This window comes from Methylobacterium sp. Leaf469 (assembly GCF_001424745.1).
GTDB lineage: Bacteria > Pseudomonadota > Alphaproteobacteria > Rhizobiales > Beijerinckiaceae > Methylobacterium.
Genome location: NZ_LMRE01000012.1, coordinates 140,590 through 162,292, shown reverse-complemented (window position 1 = coordinate 162,292; position 21,703 = coordinate 140,590). Strand labels below are relative to the sequence as shown.

The following is a 21,703-nucleotide window of genomic DNA, read 5'->3' as shown; positions in this document are numbered from 1 at the left end:
CGCTTCCCGAGGACAGACCATGCAACGCTTCGCCCTCGGCTTCGCGGCCGTGCTGCTCCTGACAAATCCCCTCGCCGCCCAGCCCTCGCCCCACGGCGACCGACCGACTCAGGAAACCCGAAAGCCCCCCGAGGCGCGGGGGCCGGAGGGGCGCAAGCTCCCGGCCGACGCGGTCACCGAGCACAGCGTCGCCCTGCCGGACGGGCGCACGCTGGCGTTCACGGCCCGGGCCGGCAGTCTTCCCCTGGTGGACGAGGCCGGTAAGCTCCAGGCCGAGATCGCCTTCATCGCCTACTCGATGCCGGGCAGGGCGGGCGCTCCGCGCCCCGTCACCTTCGCCCTCAACGGCGGACCGGGGGCGGCCTCGGCCTACCTCAACATCGGGGCCATCGGGCCCTGGCGCCTGCCCGTCGAGGGCGCGAGCATCAGCCCGTCGGCGCCCATCGGCCTGGTGCCCAACGACGGGACCTGGCTCGACTTCACCGACCTCGTCTTCATCGATCCCGTCGGTACCGGGTACAGCCGCGCGGCGGACGGCGACGGCAAGAAGTACTGGAGCGTCGACGCCGATGCCTCGATCCTGTCCTCGGCCATCGCCCGCTGGCTGCGCACCAACGAACGCATGGCCGCGCCGAAGTTCTTCGTCGGCGAGAGCTATGGCGGGTTCCGGGGGCCGCTCATCGCGGCCAAGCTCCAGGAGGAGATCGGCGTCGGCCTGTCCGGCCTCGTCCTGCTTTCACCCGTCCTCGATTTCGCCTGGCTCCAGACCCCCCGCACCACGCCGTGGGGGCATATGCTGAAGCTGCCGTCCTTCGCCGCCGCCGCCATCGAGCGGGCGGGCGGGACGCCGACCCGCGCGACCCTGGCCGAGGCCGAGGCCTACGCCATCGGCCCCTACCTCGCCGACCTTCTGAAAGGACCGTCGGATGCGGCCGCCGTCGCACGCCTCGGCGACCGGGTCGGGGCCCTGGCCGGGCTCGATCCGGCCTTCGTGCGGCGTCAGGCCGGGCGGCTCTCGTCGAGCGGTGTCCAGCGCGAGATCGGTCGCGACACCGGACGTGTCGCCAGCGCCTACGACACCGGCGTCACAGGCTGGGACCCGGACCCGTCGGCCCTGTCCTCGGGCTTCGAGGACCCGCTGCTCACCGCCATCCAGGCACCGCTCACCAGCGCGATGATCGCCCTCTACGCGGAGCGCTTGAACTGGAAGGTGCCGGATCTGCGCTACGAACTCCTCAACGGCGCGGTCAACCGGAGTTGGACCTGGGGAAGTGGACGCATGGCGCCCGAAGCCCTCGGTGCCCTGCGCGGCGCCCTCGCCCTCGACGGCAACTTGCGGGTGCTGGTCGCCCATGGCTTCACCGATCTGGTGACGCCCTACTTCGCCTCGAAGCTGTTGATCGACCAGATGCCGGCCTTCGGCGGCGGGCGCTTGAGCCTCTCCGTGTACCCCGGCGGACACATGTTCTATTCCCGTCCGGATTCCCGCGCCGCCTTCCACAAGGACGCCGCCGCGCTGTTCGAAGCGGCGCTCAAGGCACGCGGCACGGTGGTGGAGCCGCAAAAGCCCACGCAGAAGGATAAATTGTGATCCCACGCCCCGCCCATCGGTTGTCGCCCCTTGGGCTCCTCGTCCTCGCCGGCTGGGGGCTTTCCGCCTGTACAAGCACGGAGACGCGGGCGCCCGAGCCGGTGCCGGTGGCGACGCCCGCCCCGAGGCCCGCTCCAGCCCCGACTTTCTCGGGGCCGGTGCTGAATGGGGACGGAAGTTGTTCCGGTCCGGTTCCCACCGGAGCGGCCGCCATCGAACCCGGCATCGGCGAATGCGATCTCGTGCGCCTGAAGGGCAAACCGCCCACCGACGTCCTCGTCGGAGAGGGCCGCTCGGGCCGCGAGGTGCAGGTGCTCTATACGGAGCCCGGCGCCAAGGAGCTGTACTTCTTCGTCAACAACCGCCTCGACCGGATCGTGAAGTAGCGCATCGCCTCAGTAGCTCGGCACCAGCCGCTCCTCCGGCATCGGCGCTTCGAGATGGAAGCGCAGGCCCGCCGGGTCGTAGTCGATGGCCACGAGGGCATTGCATTGCTGGGCCAGCACCCGCTGTAGCAGGGTCGAGCCGAAGCCCTTGCGCTCCGGCACGGAAACGGGCGGGCCGCCGGATTCCGTCCAATCGAGGTTGAGCGTCCGGCCGCTCTCCGTCTGTGCCACCGACCACGTCACGGTGATCCGGCCGCCCGGCTGCGACAGGGCGCCGTGCTTCGCCGCGTTGGTGGTCAACTCGTGGAACGCCATCCCGGCCGGAACCGCGAGGTCGGCGGCGAGCTCGATGGCCGGTCCGTCGAGGGCGATGCGTCCGCCATCCGCCGCGTTGTAATGGCCGAGTTCGTTCTGCAGCAGCTCGTGCAGGGGCGCCGTCTGCCAGTAATCCTCCGTCAGCAGGGTGTGGGTCTTGCCGAGGGAGACGATGCGGTCCGAGAACGAGCTGTAGAACGCCTCGATGGTCTTCGTGCTGCGCGCCGTCGCCCCGAGCAGGCCCTGCACCGTCGCAAGGGTGTTCTTCACGCGGTGATGCAGTTCGCGAATCAGGAGCGCCTGACGCTCGTGGGTCTTCTGACGTTCCAAGAGATGCGCCTCGACTTCCCATTGCCGACGCCGCGCGCGCAGCGCCGAGCGCACGGCGCTGGCCAAGACGGCGGGGTGGAACGGGCGCTCGAGGACGGTGACGTTGCCGAGGAGGCTGGTCAGCCGTTCGTCGGGCGTCGCCCCGCGGTGATTCAGGAGCACGAAGGGGAAGTCCGACCAGGGCGGCTGGCGCTCGACCCAACCGGCGATGTCCCGGCGATCGGACTTGAGAAGCGCTTCCTCGGTGACCACCGCGCAGGCCGCGCCGTCGAGACCGGCGACGAGATCCTCGAGGCTGGTCTCGATCCGCGATGGAATCCCGACCTGGCGTAGGATCGCGGCGGCTACGGCTCCGTCCCGACCGACGGGCGCCAGGATCAGGACGTTGGCGTCACGGCTTGGCATGGCTGGCGCCGGCCTGGGTCTCGGAGGTGCGAGTCGGCTTGCCCGTTTCCCGGTCGTCGAGGAGATCGCGGCGGTCGCCCTCGTAGGTCGGCACGCCGGTGAGAACGCCGCGGAAGCCCGTCAGTGCTTCGCCCACGCGCAGGCCCTGGGTGTCGATCCGGAATTCCCGGATCGTGTCCTCGTGCATGCCCGTGCGCTTCTTCAGCACCGAGAGAGCGCGGCGTACCCGGCCCGAGGCCTCGAAGAACCGCAGCATCACCACCGCGTCGCTGACGTAGGTGAGGTCGACGGGTGAATCCATCCGCCCGACCATGCCGTGCTGGGCAAGGATCAGGATGGTCACCACGCCCTGCTGGTTCAGGTAGGTCACGAGCTCGTGCATCTGAAGAACGAGGGCAGGCTGGCCCGTCATCGCGCTCATGTAGCCGGTGAGACTGTCGATGACGACTATCCGGCTGCCATCGTTCTCGACGGCGTCGCGGATACGGCCGGCGAAATCACCCGGCGAAACATCGGCCGGATCGATCTGCTCGACGCGCAGGAGCCCATCCGCGACGAAACCGCTGAGATCCATGCCGACACCGGCGGCACGCCGCAGAAGAATGCCGATGGTCTCGTCGAAGGACAGGATGAGCGCACGCTCCTTCCGTCGGAGGGCGGCGGCGAGATAGCTGAGCGCGAGGGTCGATTTGCCGGCGCCCGAGGGGCCGATCACCAGGGTCGTGGTGCCCCGGTCGAGGCCGCCACCGAGCGCCCGGTCGAGTTCGGGCACGTCGCTGGAGACGGTCTCCTCCGGAAAGGTCGTGTGATGCCCGGCGGCCACGAGGCGGGGGTAGGCGCGCAGGCCACCCTTCCGGATGGTGAAGTCGTGATAACCGCCGTGATACTTCGTGCCGCGCATCTTGATGACATGCAGGCGACGGCGCCCGGCGCCGTAATCCGGCGTCACCTGCTCCAGGCGGATCACCGCATGGCTGATGGAGTGGAGATTGAGGTCGTTCTCCTCCGCGCTGAGGTCGTCGAGCATCAGCACGGTGGCGTTGTTGAGAAGGAAGTAGCTCTTGAGCGCCAGCACCTGGCGCCGGTAGCGCAGGGACCCCTGGGAGAGCAGGCGGATTTCCGACAGGCTGTCGAACACCACCCTGGACGGATTGACCCGCTCGATCTCCGCCAGGGCCATCCGCACGGTCTCGCCGAGTTCGAGGTCGGAGGAATGAACGAGACTCTGCTGCAGCTTCGCGTCGAGGCTGAGTTCGGGTGGGACGAGCTCGTAGATGTCGATGCCGTCGAGGCTCCAGCCGTGGCGTTCGGCCACCGACAGGAGTTCGCGCCGGCTCTCCGAGAGGGTGATGTAGAGCGCACGCTCACCGAGCTTCACGCCGTCCATGAGGAACTGCAGGCCGAGGGTGGTCTTGCCGCTGCCCGGGCGCCCTTCGATGAGGTGGGCCCGCTGGGCCGCATAGCCGCCGTTGAGAATGTGATCGAGCCCCGGTACCCCCGTGGGGATCGGCATGGCGTCGGCGGTGGCGGGGGTGGTCATTCGGCGACTCTGTTCATCGGGGCCTTGTCATCAAGGCCTTGGGTACCCAAGGGCCGAGCCGGCGAAGCGTCTTCGACCGACGGGCAAAAGATACGCCGTTCTCTCGTTCCCAGCGCCGTTGAACGGGTGGGAGCGGGCGGGGTTCCACCCGGGCCTGCGTGGCATAGAGCTTCCCCGCGTCCCGACCGGACCGCCGACGCTTCACCGCAGCATTCTTGCGGATCAGTCAAGCCTTTGCAGAAGGCCCCCGGCACCGTATCACCACCGGCCTTGACCGCATGGAGCGGTCCGTCCGGGTCGGTCACGCCCGCGAAGCCCTTTCGAGCCGACGGAACCCGGACTGTCCGATGCGCGAACCGAACGCGATCGATTTCTGGCGCGGGCTCGCCCTCGTCACGATCTTCGTCAACCATATCCCCGGCAACACCTTCGAGCGCTATACCTATTCGCAGTACGGCATCTCGGACGCGGCCGAGCTGTTCGTGTTCCTCGCCGGCTGGTCCATCGGCATCGCCACGCGGGGACGGGACGGACGCCCCGAACCGCGCCTGAAATCCGTGCTGCGACTCCTGTCGCGGACCATCGAGGTCTATCGGGCGCAGATCACCACCATGGCCCTCGCCCTGGCGATGATCGCCGGCACCGCCCTGGTTCTCGACAATCCGCTTCTCCTCGAATGGCACAATGCCGGCGGGTTCTTCGCCGATCCGATCCAAACCATGGTCGGCTTCGCGCTGCTGACCCATCAGCTCGGCTTCTTCAACATCCTGCCGCTCTACGTGGTGCTCCTCGGCATCGCGCCGATCTTCGTGCTGCTGGCCCGTGTCAGCCGCGTCGCCGCGCTGGCCCTGTCGTTCGGGCTCTACTTCGCGAGCCTGGTGTTCGACTTGAACCTACCGTCCTGGCCGGGGGAGGGCGACTGGTTCTTCGATCCCCTGTGCTGGCAGCTTCTCCTCGTCCTCGGGTTCGTCGCCGAGGACTGGAACCGGCGCTCCCCGTGGCTGCGGACCTGGTCCGTCCGTCTCGTGCCCCTCGGCATCGCCATCGTGCTGACGGGCATCGTCCTGTCGGTCCTCGAGATCCGGCCCGATCCCCTGCTGGTGCCGGAGCCGCGCCTGCTCTTCACCTTCGACAAGACCTACCTGACCCCCGCCCGGCTGATCCACTTCCTCGGGATGCTGCTCGCGTTCCAGACCCTCTACGCCGTGCTGGCACCACGCCTCGGCCCGGTGGCGGGCTACCTCACCGGCCTCGGCCGCAACTCCCTCGCCGTGTTCTCCATCGGATCGCTCCTGAGTCTGGCCGCGCAACTCGTCCGCTTCTGGACGGGTGGCGGTGTCTTCGTTGACGTTTCCGTCGTAGGATCGGGCCTGATCGCACTGGGTTTCACCGCATGGTTCGTCGAATGGCGCTCCCGCAAGCCGCGGCCCTCCTCGCCGCCAGCCTGACGCTCGCCGTCGGCCTGACACTTGCCGCAACCTGCCGCCCCGTCCGCGCCGAGCCGTCGGCGCCCGCGCCCACCGCGGGCCCGGCCACCGTGGTCTCGCCGCCGAAGACCATGGTGATGACCGCGCCGGGGCCGGACGGCGCCGAGGCCCTCGACGTCACCCTGTCGCCGGAATGCCGGGTGCCCGGCTCGAAGCTGTACACCCTGGCGCGTCTCGGCGCGGTGAAGCTCGCCCTGACGGAGAAGCGGCCGGTGCGGGTGCTCACCGTGGGCTCGTCGTCGGCCGGCCCCGGCGCGTCGGCGACCTATCCGGTGAAGCTGGAGACCGCCCTGGAGCGCTCCCTGCCCGATGTCGACGTGGTGGTGGAGAGCCGAGGCATGCAGGGCGAGATCGCGTCCGGCGCCGCCGAGCGCTTGCGCAACATGGTGGCCGAGATCGAGCCCGACCTCGTGATCTGGCAGGTCGGCACCCACGACGCCCTCGCGCGGGTGGACGCGGAGGATTTCGCCAACGCCCTCGACGAGACCGTGCAGTGGATCAAAGGCCACGAGATCGACGTGGTGCTGGTCACCCCGGTCTATACGGCGAGCCTCGCGGCGGACGAGTATTACAACAGCCTGGTGCGCAAGGTTCAGGAGGTGGCCGTCCGCGAGGGCGTGCCCCTGGTGCAGCGCTACGAGGCGATGCGCTACCTGTCGGGCCAGGGCCAGAAGGGGGAGGGGCACCTGCTCGGTTCCCAGTTCCGCCTCAACGACCTCGGCCTGCGCTGCATGGCCGAACACGTCACCCGTGCCATCACCCTGTCGCTTCTCCAGGCCGATACCGTCGTCACCGGAACCACGAAGACGCCCACGGCCGTGATCGTCCCGCCGCGCGATGCGGCGGTCAAGGCGGCGTCCCCACCGCCGTCCGTCCTCGTCGCCCCCGGCGATTGATGCCGAGAGCGCTCTCCGCCGAAGTGGATGCCGGTTCGACGGAAAAGAGCGCGGCAAAATAAAGGTTTCGCGATACGTCCCGACCCAACGTGGTCGGGCGCGGCTCTAGCCGACGCGCCGATTCCGGGTCGTCGTACTTAACCCCCTCGCAAGGCCGGTGCGCTAGACCCGATCGTCGGGCCGGGGACGCACGAATGGGCATGGCGACGGATCGCATCGGCGCATCGGTTTGGGGCACCCTCGCGGCGCGTCTGCGCGGAGCCCGCTCCGGGCCGGCCCGGGCCGCCCTCGACGTGTTTGCCATCCGCATCGCTTCGGCCGGCTTCGCCTACGTCGCGCAGGTTCTCATGGCCCGCCTCATGGGCGGCACCGAGTACGGCATCTTCGCGGCCGTCTGGGTCTGGATCGGCATCCTCGGCCATTCGGCGACCCTCGGCCTGTCGCAGGGGGCTTGCCGCTTCCTGCCGGCGGACCAAGGCGTGGGCCGCGACGACGCGGTGCGGGGCTTCCTCTTCGGCGGCGCCGTGGTCACGCTGCTGGCCGCCGGCCTGCTGGCGGGTGCCGGGCTCCTCGTCCTCCGGGCGGAGGGAACGCTGCTCGCCGGCCCCTACGGTGCGCCGATCCTGCTCGCCGCCGCCATCCTCCCCCTGTTCGCCCTGCAGGATTTCTGCGAGGGCGTCGCCCGCAGTCAGAATTGGGCGGTGCTCGCCATCGCGCCGCCCTACCTCCTGCGCCAGGGGCTCATCATGGCGGCGATGGTGGGGGCGGTGTGGTCCGGCGCTCCGGCCGAGGCCTGGGTCGCCATCGCCTGCACCCTCCTGGCCACGGCGCTCGCGGCGTCCCTCCAGGCTATCTGTCTCATCCGCCGCCTGCGTGCCGTCCATCCGCCCGGGCCGCGCGCCTATCGCTGGCGCCCCTGGCTGCGTGCCTGCCTGCCCATCGCCCTGACGGATCTCGCCAGCGCCGGGTTCAACGTCGTCGACGTGGTGATCCTCAGCGCCCTGATGCCGCCCGCCACCGTGGGCCTGTACTTTGCAGCCACCCGCATCCAGCAATTCGTCGCCTTCGTGCATTTCGCCGCCTCCGCCGCCACGGCGCAGCGCTTCACCGCCGCCCATGCGGCCGGGGACCGGGGCGGCCTCGCCGCCCTGGTGCGGATGCAGGGCGCCCTGACCCTGGCGGCGACGCTTCTCGTCGGGGCCGGCGTGCTGGTGGCCGCGCCCCTGCTCCTCGGTCTGTTCGGCCCCGAATTCCGCGACAGCCTGCCGATCCTCGCGGTTCTGGTGGCGGGCAGCGTCGCCGCGAGCGTCTTCGGGCCGGGCGAGGACCTTCTGACCATGCTGGGCGGCGAGGGCGTCTGCGCGGCCGTCACCCTGGCGATGCTCTGTCTCGCCGCCGGTTTGTGCTGGGTGCTGGTGCCGCCTTACGGTGTCATCGGCGCCGCGATCGCCATGGCGGTCGCCACCACCGTGCGGGGCCTCGCCATGGCGATCGCCGCCCACGCGATCCACGGCCTCGCCACGCCGGTCCGGCTCGGCTCCTTTCGGACACGAGACCGATGATCGCTCCGACCCGCCGGATATCCGGACCCGATCCGACCTTCGCCGTCGTCGCTCTCACCGACCTCTCCCGGCACGGGGCCGCCTGGGACGGCCTCTTCGCGCGGGCCATCGATCCGCACCCGCATTACAGCCGCCACGTTCTGGAGGCGCACCGCAGTGCCGGCCTCGTGTCGGACGATCTGCGGATCGTCACGGTGCGGTCCGGCGACCGCCTCGACGCCGTTCTGCCGTTCCGGCTCACCTACGACCTGTGCGGCCTCGGCCGTCCCGTCGCCCGTCCGTTCCTGTCGCCGTTCGTCACCGCGACCCTGCCCCTCGTCGCCGACGGACCGGAGCTGTCGGCGACCCTCGCTTCCCTCGTGGCGGGCCTGCGCGCCGCATCCGGCGGGCGGCCCTGGCGCTGGCCGCTGCTCGCCACCGGGACCCACCTCGGACGGGCACTCTCCGCCGCCTTGAACGCGGCGGGCTGGGCGCTCGGCGAGGTCGACGCCTTCCCGCGGCCGGTGCTCGATCGGCGCGCCAGTCTCGCTGCCTTCGAGGCCGACCATCCCAACCGGGCGCGTCTCAAGGATCTGCGCCGGCGCCGGCGCAGGCTGTCGGAGGGGGGTGCCCTGACCCTCGAGACCGCCACCGCAGGTGAACCCCTGCGCGCGGCCGTAGCGGCTTTCCTGGCCCTGGAACAGGCCGGATGGAAGGGCGCCGCCGGAAGCGCCTTGGCATGCCGCACCTCGCATGCCGCCTTCGCGCGGGCGCTCTTTTCCGATGCGGGCGGGCCTGTCGGCGCGCGGGCGGATCTCCTCATGCGCGACGGGCGCCCCCTCGCCATCAGCCTCGCGCTCGTTGCCGGCGGGACCGCCTGCCTGCTGAAGACCACCTACGACGAAGCCGAGCGGGCCGGGGCGCCGGGCCTCGTGCTCGAAGCCGAGATCGTGCGCGCGCTTCACGAGACCGGCTTCGCCGAGCGCCTGGACTCCGCGACCCTCGCTGGCTCGGCTCTGGAAAGCCTCTACCCGGATCGCGAGACCGTCGCGGATATCATCGCTGCTCCCGAGGGCGTGCGCGGGCTCGTGTCCGTCGAGCGGCGGGTTCGTCTCGCCCGGTTCGAGCATGCCGCCCGGGCGCAAGCGAAGCGACGTCTCGCCGAGAGCGCGTTGGCTCAGAGGTTGATGGGCAGGGGCTGACGCCCCACATCGTGCCTCGCGACTGGCCCACATCGGTTCGCCAGACAGGAAGCGCCGTATGTTTCGCCCGACCCTCGCCCTCACCGGAGCCTTGTTCCTCGCCATGACCACAGCGTCTTCCGCCGCCGAGACCGTGACCCTGCCCTCCGGGCTCCAGTACCGCGACGAGGTCGTCGGCACCGGACCCGAGCCGAAGGCCGGCCAGAAGGTCAGCGTCCACTACACGGGCTGGCTCGACGACAACGGCAAGCCGGGCAAGAAATTCGATTCCTCGCGGGATCGCGGCACGCCCTTCACCTTCACGCTCGGCGCCGGTCAGGTCATCGCCGGCTGGGATACGGGCGTCGCCACCATGAAGACCGGTGGCAAGCGCACCCTCATCATCCCGTCCGACCAGGGTTATGGCGCACGCGGTGCCGGTGGCCTGATCCCGCCCAACGCCACCCTGATCTTCGATGTTGAGCTTCTCGGCGCCAAGTAGGCCGAACACTTCAAGCTGGCTCAACACGCGAAAGGCCGGATCGGGTTGCCCCGATCCGGCCTTTCTTCGTTTCTCAAACCCGATCGGGCTGCGCCTCACTCGCCCGAGAGGGCGGCCTTGGTGCGGGACCACCAGCCGGCGCGCTTGGGCCGGTCGGGATCGAACGGCGTCAGGACCACGGCGACGGGCTCGGGCGTGGGCGCCGCAGCCGCAGGCTCCGCGCTCGGCTCGACCTCGGCGGACGCTGGCGCCCGGGAAGCCTGCTCGTCGACCTGCGCTGCGGCCGGCTCGGGCGCCGAGGCGACGGGCAGATCCTCGGCGACAGGCAGATCCTGTCCAACCGGCAGATCCTGGCTGACGGGGTCGGCGCTCGCCTGCGTCGCCGCGATGACGGCTTCCGCGCTCACCGGCTCCTCGCCGCCCGCGAAGGCCGTGGGGGCATCGGCCACGGTCTCGGACTCCGAGGCCTCGGCGTCCGTGTCCGTCGACTCGCTCGCAGTGTCGCGCGAACGGCTGTCCCGATCGCGCCCCCGGCCACCGCGACGGCCCCGGCGACGGCGACGGCCGGAGCCGTCATCCTCGCCCGTGGTGACGATCTCGGTCGAGCCGTTGACCTCGGAGCCCGTCTCCTCGGCCTGGAGCGTCGATCCGGCCTCATCGGACTCGTCTTCTTCGGACTCCGACCGGCCTTCGTCCTCGCCGCCCACCTGAGCGCCGCTATCCTGACGTCCACCACGACGGCGCCGACGCCGGCGACGGCCGCCGCGGCCTTCGCCGCCTTCGTTGGTTCCCTCGCGGGCCTCCTCGGTGTCGGACGCCTGAGATTCGGTTTCCGCTTCGGCCTCGGCGGTCTCGACCACTTCGTCCTCGAACTCCTCGTCGTCCTCCGTCTCCATCGCCGGGTTGATGGCGATGGCGCGGACGCCCGTGATGGCGCCCTCGGCGCGTACGGCCGGCTCGCCGCGGTCGAGCTGGAACGCCGCCGTGGTGGCGAGGCGCTCGTCGGCCGCGATGGTCACGGTCACGCCGAAGCGCACCTCCAGCTCGTGCAGGTGGCCGCGCTTCTGGTTGAGGATGTAGAGCGCGGCTTCCGTGCGGGTGCGCAGCACGAGGTTGTGCGTGGCACTCTTGAGGAGCGATTCCTCGATGGCGCGCAGGATCTGCAGGGCCACCGACGCCGTGGCGCGCACGAAGCCGGAGCCGCCGCAATGAACGCAGGGGAGCGACGAGCTCTCGAGCATGCCGGTGCGGATGCGCTGACGGCTCATCTCGAGCAGGCCGAAGGGCGAGATGCGGCCGACCTGGATGCGGGCGCGGTCGTTCTTCAGGCACTCGTTGAGCTTCTTCTCGACCGCGCGGTTGTTGCGCTTCTCCTCCATGTCGATGAAGTCGATGACGACGAGGCCGGCGAGATCGCGCAGGCGCAGCTGGCGGGCGACCTCCTCGGCCGCCTCCAGGTTGGTGCGGAGCGCCGTGTCCTCGATGTCGTGCTCGCGGGTCGAGCGGCCCGAGTTCACGTCGATGGAGACGAGGGCCTCCGTCGGATTGATGACGAGGTAGCCGCCGGACTTCAGGGTGACGTGGGTCGAGAACATCGCGTCGAGCTGCTGCTCGACCCCGTGGCGCGCGAAGATCGGCGTCGGGTCGCGGTAGGGCTGCACCACCTTCGACTGGCCGGGCATCAGCATGCGCATGAAGTCGCGCGCCTCGCGGTAGGCCGCGTCGCCCGCCACCAGGATGTCGTCGATGTCCTTGTTGTAGAGGTCGCGGATGGCGCGCTTGATGAGCGAGCCTTCCTCGTAGACGAGGGCCGGGGCCGAGGAGGACAGCGTCAGCTCGCGCACGCTCTCCCACAGGCGCATGAGGTATTCGAAGTCGCGCTTGATCTCCGGTTTGGTGCGGGACGCGCCGGCCGTGCGCAGGATGACGCCCATGCCCTCGGGCACCTCCAGATCCTGCGCGACTTCCTTGAGTCGCTTGCGATCGGCGGCGCTGGTGATCTTGCGCGAGATGCCGCCACCGCGGCCGGTGTTGGGCATCAGCACCGAGTAGCGGCCGGCGAGCGACAGGTAGGTGGTGAGCGCCGCGCCCTTGGTGCCGCGCTCTTCCTTGACGACCTGCACCAGGATGATCTGGCGGCGCTTGATCACCTCCTGGATCTTGTAGTGGCGGCGATAGGTGCGCGGGCGCTCGGGGATCTCGGCCAGGGCGTCGCCGTTGCCGCCGACCTGGGCGATCTTGGGCTCGCGCTCGCCGTCCTCGCCCTCGTGGTCCTCGTCGTCGTCCTCGTCCGAATCGTCGTCTTCGTCGGAATCCTCATCCGAATCGTCGTCTTCGTCCTCGTCCTCCTCATCGGACTCGTCCTCGTCGGATTCGTCCTCGGAGGTCTCGGCTGGGGCCGCGACGGGTTCGGCGGACCCGCCCATGGGCGCGGCTTCGAGGGCGATCTCGGCGGCCGGCTCGACATGAGGCGCCGAAGCGACGTGCGCCTCGGCGGTGATGTGCGGCTCGGGAGCCGCTCCAGTCGCCTGAGTCTCGGTTGCGGAAGCGTCCGTCGCGGGTGCCTCGTCGGCATTCGCCTGGGCAACGGCTTCCTCCGTGGATTCCACGGCGTGCTCGGCCTGAGCCAGCTCGGCGGACGCATCGCTGCCCGTCTCGGCCGAAGGCGCCGCCGTGTCGTCGAACCCGGACACGGTCTGCTCACCGACGTTCACGGCCGAGACGTCCGTCTCGGCGGCGTCGGCCGACGGATCCGCGACGCTCACGGTCTCGGCGGTCTTGGCCGAGGCGGCCTCGGCGCGGCGGCCGCGCGAGCGGCGGCGGGGCTTGCGCTCCTCACGCTCGCGATGCTCCTCGGCGTCGCGCGCCTCGTCCTCAAGCAGGGCCTGCCGGTCGGCGAGCGGGATCTGGTAGTAGTCGGGATGGATCTCGCTGAAGGCGAGGAAGCCGTGGCGGTTGCCGCCGTACTCGATGAAGGCCGCCTGGAGCGAAGGCTCCACCCGCGTCACCTTGGCGAGGTAGATGTTGCCCCGAAGCTGGCGCCGGTTGGCGGCTTCGAAGTCGAATTCCTCGACCCTAGACCCGTGGACCGTGACGACCCGGGTCTCCTCCGGGTGCATCGCATCGATGAGCATCTTGTTGTTGTTGGCCATGACGAACTTTCGACAGGGCGGCCGACGTCGTTCTCCTCGAACCGAGCGGCTCCCGTGGCGTGCCGCCCCGTCCCGGCCCATCGGGCCGGACGGTCAACGCGCGCGACGATCCGAAAACGCGGATCGCGGGAACTGTGGGGAAGGGATTGCCGTCAACCGCCTTTGGGCGCCGGTGATCGGCGCGCGTGGGGTTGATCCTGGTCAGGGCCGACGGGACTGCGGCGCCACGCGAAACGCGCATGCGTCGAACACGAGCAACGGCAACCGATGCTGTGTGTCCTCCCATCCTCTCCCTGACCTCGCGAAGACTCTTGGGCCGGATACCGCCGGCCACGGATTTCGAAGAATGGCCGCGAGCCGAGCGGCCGCAGCTTGAACCGTCACCTGCCCGGCTCTTTGGAGCACCGGCGAGCATGGCGCGGGAACCGACGGCGAAGACGCCCGAGCGATCACTCGAAACGTCCGCGGGCCGCGGAGCATACCGCACGGCACCGGGAAGGGTACAGTTTCATTACAGATCGCCGCAGGGATTTGGCAAGATGGAAACGCCGCACGTCCCGCGATAAGTCCCTTCCACGACGGGGCAATGGCGACCTTGACGCCCGTCCGGCCCCGAGGCCACGTGCCCCCGGCCGGCGAGGGTTTTTCCATCGACCGTCTTCACCGGTCCAGCGCCCGGCCCGATGCGGCGTCCGGGAAGGGAACGCAGCGATGGATGGCGACGCGACGTTCCGACTTGCGAACGATCAGGGCCGCGCTCGCCGCGCCGCCGAAGCGCTGTTCGCGTCGGTGAGGCGCGAGCTCGTGCCGATCATGGCCCGCGCGGGTGTCGCGCGCCGGCCACAACCCCATGCCAACCGACGGCGTGGCACAAGGAACCGTTAACCATCCCGGCCGTATCGCTTAACCGGACGCCATCAGGAACCGGAACGCCGGACCCATGTTCGCATCCCACCGCCTGCTTCGGTCGATCGTCCTCGCGGCGAGCCTCGCGCTGACCGCCAGTCCCTCCGCGCGGGCCCAGGACGGCGACAAGTCCGTCCGCCCCCCGGCGGCGGTCGCCATCGCGGCGGACCTGTCGAGCGGCGGTCCCGGCATCACCAAGCTCACCCTGACCCTGTCGAAGTCCATCGAGGCCCGCGCCTTCGTGATGGAGCGGCCCGACCGCGCCGTGATCGATCTGGCGGAGGTCAACTTTCAGCTCGGCACGGAGACCGGGCGCAAGCGCGAGGGTGTGGTCGCCTCGTTCCGCTACGGCCTGTTCGCACCCGGACGCTCGCGCATCGTCGTCGACCTCGCCCAGCCCGCCACCGTCGGAAAGATCGAGACGGTGACCCGCGCCCGCGACGGGGCCGTGCTCCTGACCGTCGAGTTCCAGCGCAGCGACCGCGAAGGCTTCAAGCGCGCTGCGGTGGCGAGCGATCCGGCACCCCAGGCGCGCAAGGCCGTGGCTCCGCCCGAGGCGACGGATGCCCGCCCGCTCATCATGGTCGATGCGGGCCACGGCGGCACCGATCCCGGCGCCATCGCGGTCACGGGCGTGTTCGAGAAGGACATCGTGTTCGGCTTCGCGCAGGCCCTCGTCGCCCGCCTCGAATCGGGCGGACGCTACCGGGTGCGGATGACCCGCGACCGCGACGTGTTCGTGCCGCTCTCCGAGCGGGTGCGCATCGCCCGCGACGCGAAGGCCGACCTGTTCGTCTCGATCCACGCCGATTCGATCCAGTCCGCCCCACAGGTGCGGGGTGCGACCATCTACACCGGCTCGGAGAAGGCCACGGACGCCGAATCGGCCCGCCTCGCCGAGCGCGAGAACAAGGCCGACGCCGCCGCCGGCACGGAGTCGAACGAGGGGCCGGGGCACGTCGCCGACATCCTCCAGGAACTCACCCTGCGCGAGACCCGCACCTTCTCGTCGGGCTTCGCCAAAGGCCTGATGGCCCAGCTCGGCCCCGTCATGGAGATGAGCCCCAAGCCCCACCGCGAGGCCGGCTTCATGGTCCTGCGCTCGCCCGACGTGCCGTCCGTGCTGGTGGAGCTCGGCTACCTGTCGAGCAAGCGCGACCTCGATCTCCTCCAGTCGGAGGCCTGGCGCACCGACGTCACCGGCGGAATGGCCAAGGCCATCGACGCGTTCTTCGGTAACCGGACCTCCCTGACCCGGCCGAACCCGCCCCGGCGTTCCGCGGCAATCGCCCCAGTTTCACCATAGAATGAGAGTGAAACCGGGGCTCACGGCGCCCCGGTCCAACCGACGTCGCGACTTCGACGGGAACGGCCGCGCGGGTAGCCCCAAGCGAACGCCGCCCTTCCTCATGCCCGCTGCCGAGAGCGGCGAGCCGCGTCCAGGCCGGACCGGTGGCAGATTTAGCGACGAACGGGACCCGGATGCGCATCATCCTTCGTTTCTTCGGCTTCCTGTTCAGCATCGGTGCGATGCTGTTCGTGGTCGCCTCGGCCGCCGGGGCGTTCTTCTACTGGAAGTACAGCCAGGATCTGCCGGACCACGCGGCGCTCGCCAATTACGAGCCACCGGTGATGAGCCGGGTGCATGCCGCCGACGGATCGCTGCTGGCCGAGTATGCCACCGAGCGCCGTCTCTATCTGCCGATCCAAGCGATGCCGAAGATCGTCGTCGCGGCCTTCCTCTCGGCCGAGGACAAGAACTTCTACAAGCACGGCGGCGTCGATCCGGAAGGGCTGGTCCGCGCCGCGCTGACCAACTTCAAGAGCGGCAAGAAGCAGGGCGCCTCGACCATCACCCAGCAGGTGGCGAAGAACTTCCTGCTCAGCCCCGAGCAGACCTTCGAGCGCAAGGCCAAGGAGGCGCTCATCGCCTTCCGGATCGAGGCCGCCTACTCGAAGGACAAGATCCTCGAACTCTACCTCAACGAGATCTTCCTCGGCACCATCGTGCCCGGGCGCAACCTGCACGGCGTCGCGGCGGCGGCGCTGGACTACTTCGGCAAGTCCGTCCACGAACTGACGATCAACGAGGCGGCCTACCTCGCCGCCCTGCCGAAGGGGCCGAACAACTACCACCCCTATCGCCAGACCCAGAAGGCCCTCGACCGGCGCAACGAGATCATCGGCCTGATGGCCCAGAACGGGTACATCACCAAGGAGGAGGGCGACGCCGCCCGCAAGATGCCGCTCGGCGTCAACCCGCGCGTCGCCTTCGCCAACGCCGCCAACGCCAACTACTTCACCGAAGAGGTCCGCCGCGAGATCGCCGAGCGTTACGGCGAGAAGAAGCTCTACGAGGGCGGCCTCTCCGTCCGGGCGACCCTCGACCCGAAGATGCAGGCCTGGGCCCGCAAATCCCTCGTCGACGGCCTGATCCGCTACGACCAGTCCCATGGCTGGCGCGGGGCCCAGGCCAAGGTCGACCTCGTCGGCCGCGACTGGGGCTTGGCCGTAGCCGAGGTTCCGGGTCTCGGCGACGTGCAGCCCTGGCGCCTCGCCGTGGTACTGAGCACCACCGGGGGTGCCGCGCAGATCGGCCTCCAGCCCCGGCGCGAGGCTTCGGGCCAGGTCTCGAAGGATCGGGAGACCGGCACCATCGCGGCCGAGGGGACGCGCTGGACCGGCCGCTCGCCCGCCGCCGCCCTCAGTGCGGGCGACGTGATCTACGTCGAGGCGATCGACGGCGGCCGCGGGGCCTACCGCCTGCGCCAGCGTCCGGAAGTCTCCGGCGCCATCGTGGCCATGGACCCCTACACGGGCCGCGTCCACGCCATGGTGGGCGGGTTCTCCTACGACGAGAGCCAGTTCAACCGGGCGACGCAGGCGATGCGCCAGCCGGGCTCGTCGTTCAAGCCGATCGTCTACTCGGCGGCCCTCGACAACGGCTACACGCCGTCCTCGATCGTCCAGGATTCGCCCATTACCATCGAGGCCGGCCCCGGTCAGGAGGCCTGGACCCCGTCGAACTACGACGGCAAGTCCGGCGGCCCGCACACCCTCCGCTACGGCATCGAGCACTCGAAGAACCTGATGACCGTGCGGCTGGCGAAGGACGTCGGCATGCCGCTCATCGCCGAGTACGCCCGCCGCTTCGGCGTCTACGACGACATGCTGCCGGTGTTGCCGATGTCGCTCGGCGCCGGCGAGACCACGGTCATGCGCATGGTGACCGCCTACTCGATGCTCGCCAATGGCGGCCGGCGTATCCGTCCGACCCTCATCGACCGCATCCAGGACCGGGTCGGCGAGACCATCTACAAGCACGACGCCCGCAAGTGCCTCGGCTGCGACGCGGAGAAGTGGTCCGGCCAGGACGAGCCGAAGCTCGTGGACGATTCCGAGCAGGTCCTCGATCCGCTCACCGCCTATCAGATGGTCTCGATCATGGAAGGGGTGGTCCAGCGCGGCACCGCCACCATCCTGAAGCAGGTCGGCAAGCCGCTCGCCGGCAAGACCGGAACCACCAACGACGCCAAGGATGCGTGGTTCGTCGGCTTCTCCCCGGATCTCGCCGTCGGCGTCTATATCGGCTTCGACAAGCCGCGCTCGCTCGGCGACCGCGCCACGGGCGGCGGCCTCTCGGCCCCCATCGCCCTCGACTTCCTGAAGCAGGCCCTCAAGGACAAGCCGCCCACGCCGTTCCGCGTCCCGCCCGGGATCAAGCTCATCCGCGTTTCGGCTTCGTCCGGCATGCGTGCCGGCTCCGGCGAAGGCCCCGGCACGATCCTCGAGGCGTTCAAGCCCGGTACCGCGCCGCCCGATGCCTACGTCGCGGCGCCCAGCAACGCCCCGCCCAGCGGCGGCGCTCCGCCGGACGCGGACCGTGCCGCTCAGGCCGGCGGCCTGTACTGAGACGCAGCCTTCGAAGCGGCCGGGACCCGATCCCGGCCGTTTTCGTTCACCGGAACCCTATTCCCGTTGGTCAGAAGCCCTTGCGCGCCAGGGCCAGGGCCGCGAGCTTGTCGATGTCGAAGCCGGCCTGGGGCACGTCGACCATGAAGCGTTCGGCGATTTCCGAAACGACGAAATCGGGGCGGACCCGCGCGATGGTGTTCCAGTCGATGCTCGTCGACCACAGCACATGCACCTCCCGGAACGTGTCGGCGAAGAGCGGCGTCAGGGTGCCGGTGGCGCCGTTGGGCGTATGATGCGCGTACGAATCCCCGAACAGGACGAGGCGGCGTGGATCGGCCCCGGGTGACGCGTTGCGGAAGATCGCGTGGGTGCCGATATGCGCGTCGCGCCCCCGGCCCTCCTGCTCGAACGCCGTGATCAGCGCGTTGGCGTGGACCCTCCGGGCCGCGCTCTCGAACAGGCACGGCTCGGCGACTTCGCAGCGGACCGGCGTGAACTTCGAACCGAGATCGCCGCCATAGACCTGGGGCGTGCCGATGCGGCGCTGGGCGATGTCGTAGCGCGGACGCACCCCGAGGCTCCGGCAGATCTCCGCATAGGCGAGCCAGCCCCCCGCGAAGGTCCAGTGGGTGTCCGTGTGGCGATAGAGCGCCGTGTCCCGGGCCCGCACCCGGAACGGCGGTACGAGATCGACATAGGTTCGACGGGCCGGCGACAGGCGCAACCAGCGTTCCAGGCGCACGGCCGGCGCGCGGTCGGGGTCGAGGGCGAGGCCGTCGAAGGCGTGGCCGTGGATGGCGAGCTTTTCGGGGGCGACGACGTGGGCGTAGCGAATCCCCATCTTCTCCAGGCGCCGGGTCCGAGCCTCGAGGAGGCGACGCCAGCGCCACAGCTTCCCCCGGGGAAATCCGGGCGCGCCGTACTGCGCCTGGACGGCGTTGCTGCCCCCCGTGAGGAACAGCCAGCCGTCGCGCCCGACATGGATGTCGGGATGGATCGCGGTCTGTGTGTGCGGCTCTATGGCTGCGGAAAGGCTCATTCGGGGGGTCTAATCGGGTTCGCGGCGGCGTGCCAACGCGCCCGGGTTAGTGCCTTGATCGGACGCGGGTTTCCAAGCCGATATCCAGGTTGCCCCTGGTGTGGCCCATCGGAATCCAGACGTCGCCGGTTTCAGTGGTGGTGATGCGCGGCCGGGGCGCCGGGGGCGGTCGCGTTCGGGCTCGTCGCGCCGATGGGCGCGACCGAGAAGGTGACCGGGACGGTCCCGGCGCGTTCGAAGGTCAGGGTGCCGGAGACGGGCTCACCGACCGTCGGGGCGGACTTGAGATCCTCGAACATCAAGTGAAGACCGCCGGGCTTCAGTTCCAGGGTCTGGCCGGGTGCGATGGGCAACCCGTCCGGCACGGCCGCCATCTTCATGACGTTGCCCGCCATGGTCATGGAATGGATCGCCCCCCGGCCCGCGGTGGTGATGGCCGCCCCCGTGAGCCTGTCGGCCTGGGTACCGGTGTTGGTGACGCGAACGTAGCCGCCCGCGACCTTGGCGCCCCCCGGCGTCGCCCGCATCCACGGTGTCTCGATCCGCAAAGTCCCGGCCGTGATGGGCTCGGCGGCGCGCGCCTGCGGCACGAGACCGAGGGCGGAGGCCACGAGAGCGAAGCGCAGGGCGGTGCGGGCGGTTTGATTCATCGCAGGGGTCCGTTGGGTCGGGCGGTAGGACGAGATGGCGGGGTCCGGTCGGGGACGGCCGAGGCGGGACGACCATGCGCGCAAATCGATCGTGCGCAAGGGCACTTCTTCGGCGTGCCCACACCCTGCGGTGATTCCCCGGGCGACCGGTCCACGACGGCGCCGTCGCGAAGGCGTCCCCGAAATCATCGCGTGCTTCGAAAAAAGCGAGCTGCGTCGGAGGCTTGCGGAGAGTGGCGCGGCTTGACCGCCTCCGATCCTACCCGGCCCGATGCGGCGCTTCGGCGATGCCCGAGCGGTCCGTAGAGCCGATTCGTGCCTGCACCGTCCTGTGGCGGGGGCGATACGCCCGCGCGGAAGTCATCGCAAAGTCCCGCAGCGCCATATTGTAGCCCGGACGCCATGAGTTCTTAACCGCACCCCGACACGTTCGCGGCAAGGGGTGCTTCGGACACGGCGTCATGCGCCGGCGGCCGGGCACCGCACGCCGCACCCTACGTCAGATCAGAGTTCGCCCGATGCTGAAACAGGCTCTCCATCCCAGGTCTTCCGGCCTCCACAGGTCCCTCGGCCTCGCCCTCGCCGCGTCCGTGGCCTTCATGGCTCAGTCCGCCTCCGCCCGTGAGCCCAGCGGCTACGCTCAGGCCGAGTGGGCGCAGGACTACGCCGCGCCGACCACCATGCAGGTGCAGCGCTCCTCGACGCCGATCCTGTCGCCGCAGACGATCGCCGCTTCGGAGCAGACCATCGAGCGCTACCGGGATATCGTGAACCGGGGTGGCTGGAAGCCGGTCTCGGGGGCCGACCGCCTGCGCATCGGCTCCAAGGGCCCGGCCGTGAGCGCCGTGCGTCAGCGCCTGATCATCTCCGGCGACCTCGATTCGGCGTCCGGCGGCTCGGGCGTCTACGATTCCTACGTGTCGGCCGGCGTGAAGCGTTTCCAGGCCCGCCACGGCCTCAGCCAGACCGGTGCCATGAGCATGGCGACCCAGCAGGCCATGAACGTGCCGGCCGATATTCGCCTGCACCAGCTCGAAATCAACGTGGTGCGCTTGCGCTCCTACGCGGGCAACCTCGGCAACCGCTTCGTCATCACCAACATCCCCGCCGCCCTGGTCCAGACCGTGGAGAACGGCCAGGTCGTGACCCTGCACGCCGCCGGCGTCGGCAAGATCGACCGCCAGTCGCCGATCATGAACACCAAGGCGACGCAGATCAATTTCAACCCCTTCTGGACGGTCCCGGCTTCCATCGTGAAGAAGGACCTCATCCCCAAGATGCAGAAGGATCCGAACTACCTCACCGACAACAAGATCCGCATCTTCACCGGTGAGACCGAGATCTCCCCGGCCTCGGTGAACTGGAATTCGGACGAGGGCACGCGCTACCGCTATCGCCAGGATTCGGGTGCCGACTTCAACTCCATGGGCATCGTGCGGATCAACATTCCGAACCCGCACGGGGTGTTCATGCACGACACCAACTCGAAGGGTGTCTACGGCGACGACTTCCGCTTCATCTCGTCGGGCTGCGTGCGCGTGCAGAACGTGCGCGAGTACATCACCTGGCTCCTCAAGGACACGCCCGGCTGGGGCCGCGACCAGGTCGAGCAGGCCATCGAGAGCGGCAAGCGGGTGGACGCCACCCTCAGCACTCCCGTGCCGGTCTACTGGACCTACATCACCGCCTGGGCGACCCCGGACGGCTCGGTGCAGTTCCGCGACGACATCTACAAGCGCGACGGCGTGAACGTGCCCTCGACCCTCTCGGCCCCGACCCCCGTGGCCAGCGCCGAGCCGGTGCCGAGCTTCGAGCCGGGCGACGAGGAGAACTAAGGCAGCGAAAGGGGATCGGCTTCTCGAGTCCC

The 21,703-nt window shown here is 69.7% G+C and carries 14 protein-coding genes and 1 pseudogene; 10 read left to right on the top strand and 5 right to left on the bottom strand.

Annotated elements, in window-relative coordinates:
- Positions 1 to 19 precede the first annotated feature (19 nt).
- A complete protein-coding gene (locus tag ASG60_RS08580) occupies positions 20 to 1,591 on the top strand; it encodes a peptidase S10 (RefSeq protein ID WP_200947660.1) in 1,572 nt (523 codons plus the stop codon).
- On the top strand, positions 1,588 to 1,977 hold the full coding sequence (locus tag ASG60_RS08575) for a hypothetical protein (RefSeq protein ID WP_244473737.1): 390 nt from the start codon (positions 1,588 to 1,590) through the stop codon (positions 1,975 to 1,977). The genes ASG60_RS08580 and ASG60_RS08575 overlap by 4 nt, the downstream gene beginning before the upstream one ends.
- Before the next feature lie 9 nt (positions 1,978 to 1,986).
- Here the strand turns inward: ASG60_RS08575 and ASG60_RS08570 are convergent, their stop codons facing one another.
- Positions 1,987 to 3,027, bottom strand: a complete 1,041-nt coding sequence (locus ASG60_RS08570) for a sensor histidine kinase (RefSeq protein ID WP_056169949.1) — start codon at positions 3,025 to 3,027, stop codon at positions 1,987 to 1,989.
- A complete protein-coding gene (locus ASG60_RS08565) occupies positions 3,014 to 4,567 on the bottom strand; it encodes an ATPase domain-containing protein (RefSeq protein WP_056260572.1) in 1,554 nt (517 codons plus the stop codon). The genes ASG60_RS08570 and ASG60_RS08565 overlap by 14 nt, the downstream gene beginning before the upstream one ends.
- Positions 4,568 to 4,914: 347 nt before the next feature.
- Here ASG60_RS08565 and ASG60_RS08560 point away from each other — a divergent pair, with 347 nt between their 5' ends.
- The 5 genes from ASG60_RS08560 (at position 4,915) to ASG60_RS08540 (ending at position 10,174) form a co-directional block, all read left to right on the top strand.
- On the top strand, positions 4,915 to 6,015 hold the full coding sequence (locus tag ASG60_RS08560; protein ID WP_056385021.1) for an OpgC domain-containing protein: 1,101 nt from the start codon (positions 4,915 to 4,917) through the stop codon (positions 6,013 to 6,015).
- Positions 5,973 to 6,950, top strand: a complete 978-nt coding sequence (locus ASG60_RS08555; RefSeq protein WP_056359419.1) for a GDSL-type esterase/lipase family protein — start codon at positions 5,973 to 5,975, stop codon at positions 6,948 to 6,950. The genes ASG60_RS08560 and ASG60_RS08555 overlap by 43 nt, the downstream gene beginning before the upstream one ends.
- A 200-nt stretch (positions 6,951 to 7,150) precedes the next feature.
- Positions 7,151 to 8,512, top strand: a complete 1,362-nt coding sequence (locus tag ASG60_RS08550; RefSeq protein WP_056385286.1) for an oligosaccharide flippase family protein — start codon at positions 7,151 to 7,153, stop codon at positions 8,510 to 8,512.
- Positions 8,509 to 9,693 carry a GNAT family N-acetyltransferase gene (locus ASG60_RS08545; protein ID WP_056385019.1) on the top strand — a complete coding sequence of 395 codons (1,185 nt, stop codon included), beginning with the start codon at positions 8,509 to 8,511 and terminating at the stop codon, positions 9,691 to 9,693. The genes ASG60_RS08550 and ASG60_RS08545 overlap by 4 nt, the downstream gene beginning before the upstream one ends.
- A 58-nt stretch (positions 9,694 to 9,751) precedes the next feature.
- On the top strand, positions 9,752 to 10,174 hold the full coding sequence (locus ASG60_RS08540) for an FKBP-type peptidyl-prolyl cis-trans isomerase (protein ID WP_056169934.1): 423 nt from the start codon (positions 9,752 to 9,754) through the stop codon (positions 10,172 to 10,174).
- 95 nt (positions 10,175 to 10,269) lie between these two features.
- On the opposite strand, the gene ASG60_RS08535 is transcribed toward ASG60_RS08540, so the two are convergent.
- Positions 10,270 to 13,326 carry a ribonuclease E/G gene (locus ASG60_RS08535; protein WP_056385017.1) on the bottom strand — a complete coding sequence of 1,019 codons (3,057 nt, stop codon included), beginning with the start codon at positions 13,324 to 13,326 and terminating at the stop codon, positions 10,270 to 10,272.
- 940 nt (positions 13,327 to 14,266) lie between these two features.
- Here ASG60_RS08535 and ASG60_RS08525 point away from each other — a divergent pair.
- Entirely contained in the window at positions 14,267 to 15,538 is a 1,272-nt protein-coding gene (locus ASG60_RS08525) for an N-acetylmuramoyl-L-alanine amidase (RefSeq protein WP_056385013.1), read from the top strand.
- Positions 15,539 to 15,714: 176 nt separating this feature from the next.
- A complete protein-coding gene (locus tag ASG60_RS08520; protein WP_056169923.1) occupies positions 15,715 to 18,144 on the top strand; it encodes a penicillin-binding protein 1A in 2,430 nt (809 codons plus the stop codon).
- A gap of 70 nt (positions 18,145 to 18,214) precedes the next feature.
- Here the strand turns inward: ASG60_RS08520 and ASG60_RS08515 are convergent, their stop codons facing one another.
- On the bottom strand, positions 18,215 to 19,186 hold the full coding sequence (locus tag ASG60_RS08515) for a hypothetical protein (RefSeq protein WP_056260564.1): 972 nt from the start codon (positions 19,184 to 19,186) through the stop codon (positions 18,215 to 18,217).
- Positions 19,187 to 19,317: 131 nt separating this feature from the next.
- Positions 19,318 to 19,767 (bottom strand): annotated as a pseudogene (locus ASG60_RS23420) (copper chaperone PCu(A)C); the annotation flags it as partial.
- Positions 19,768 to 20,354: 587 nt separating this feature from the next.
- On the opposite strand from ASG60_RS23420, the gene ASG60_RS08505 reads away from it, so the two are divergent.
- A complete protein-coding gene (locus ASG60_RS08505; protein WP_056169914.1) occupies positions 20,355 to 21,671 on the top strand; it encodes a L,D-transpeptidase family protein in 1,317 nt (438 codons plus the stop codon).
- The last annotated feature ends 32 nt before the right edge of the window (positions 21,672 to 21,703 follow it).

Coding starts and splice junctions, on each gene's coding strand:
- ASG60_RS08565 (WP_056260572.1), bottom strand. CDS start 4,567: ATGACCACCCCCGCCACCGCCGACGCCATGCCGATCCCCACGGGGGTA.
- ASG60_RS08555 (WP_056359419.1), top strand. CDS start 5,973: ATGGCGCTCCCGCAAGCCGCGGCCCTCCTCGCCGCCAGCCTGACGCTC.
- ASG60_RS08550 (WP_056385286.1), top strand. CDS start 7,151: ATGGCGACGGATCGCATCGGCGCATCGGTTTGGGGCACCCTCGCGGCG.
- ASG60_RS08540 (WP_056169934.1), top strand. CDS start 9,752: ATGTTTCGCCCGACCCTCGCCCTCACCGGAGCCTTGTTCCTCGCCATG.
- ASG60_RS08535 (WP_056385017.1), bottom strand. CDS start 13,326: ATGGCCAACAACAACAAGATGCTCATCGATGCGATGCACCCGGAGGAG.
- ASG60_RS08545 (WP_056385019.1), top strand. CDS start 8,509: ATGATCGCTCCGACCCGCCGGATATCCGGACCCGATCCGACCTTCGCC.
- ASG60_RS08560 (WP_056385021.1), top strand. CDS start 4,915: ATGCGCGAACCGAACGCGATCGATTTCTGGCGCGGGCTCGCCCTCGTC.
- ASG60_RS08515 (WP_056260564.1), bottom strand. CDS start 19,186: ATGAGCCTTTCCGCAGCCATAGAGCCGCACACACAGACCGCGATCCAT.
- ASG60_RS08505 (WP_056169914.1), top strand. CDS start 20,355: ATGCTGAAACAGGCTCTCCATCCCAGGTCTTCCGGCCTCCACAGGTCC.
- ASG60_RS08520 (WP_056169923.1), top strand. CDS start 15,715: ATGCGCATCATCCTTCGTTTCTTCGGCTTCCTGTTCAGCATCGGTGCG.
- ASG60_RS08525 (WP_056385013.1), top strand. CDS start 14,267: ATGTTCGCATCCCACCGCCTGCTTCGGTCGATCGTCCTCGCGGCGAGC.
- ASG60_RS08580 (WP_200947660.1), top strand. CDS start 20: ATGCAACGCTTCGCCCTCGGCTTCGCGGCCGTGCTGCTCCTGACAAAT.
- ASG60_RS08570 (WP_056169949.1), bottom strand. CDS start 3,027: ATGCCAAGCCGTGACGCCAACGTCCTGATCCTGGCGCCCGTCGGTCGG.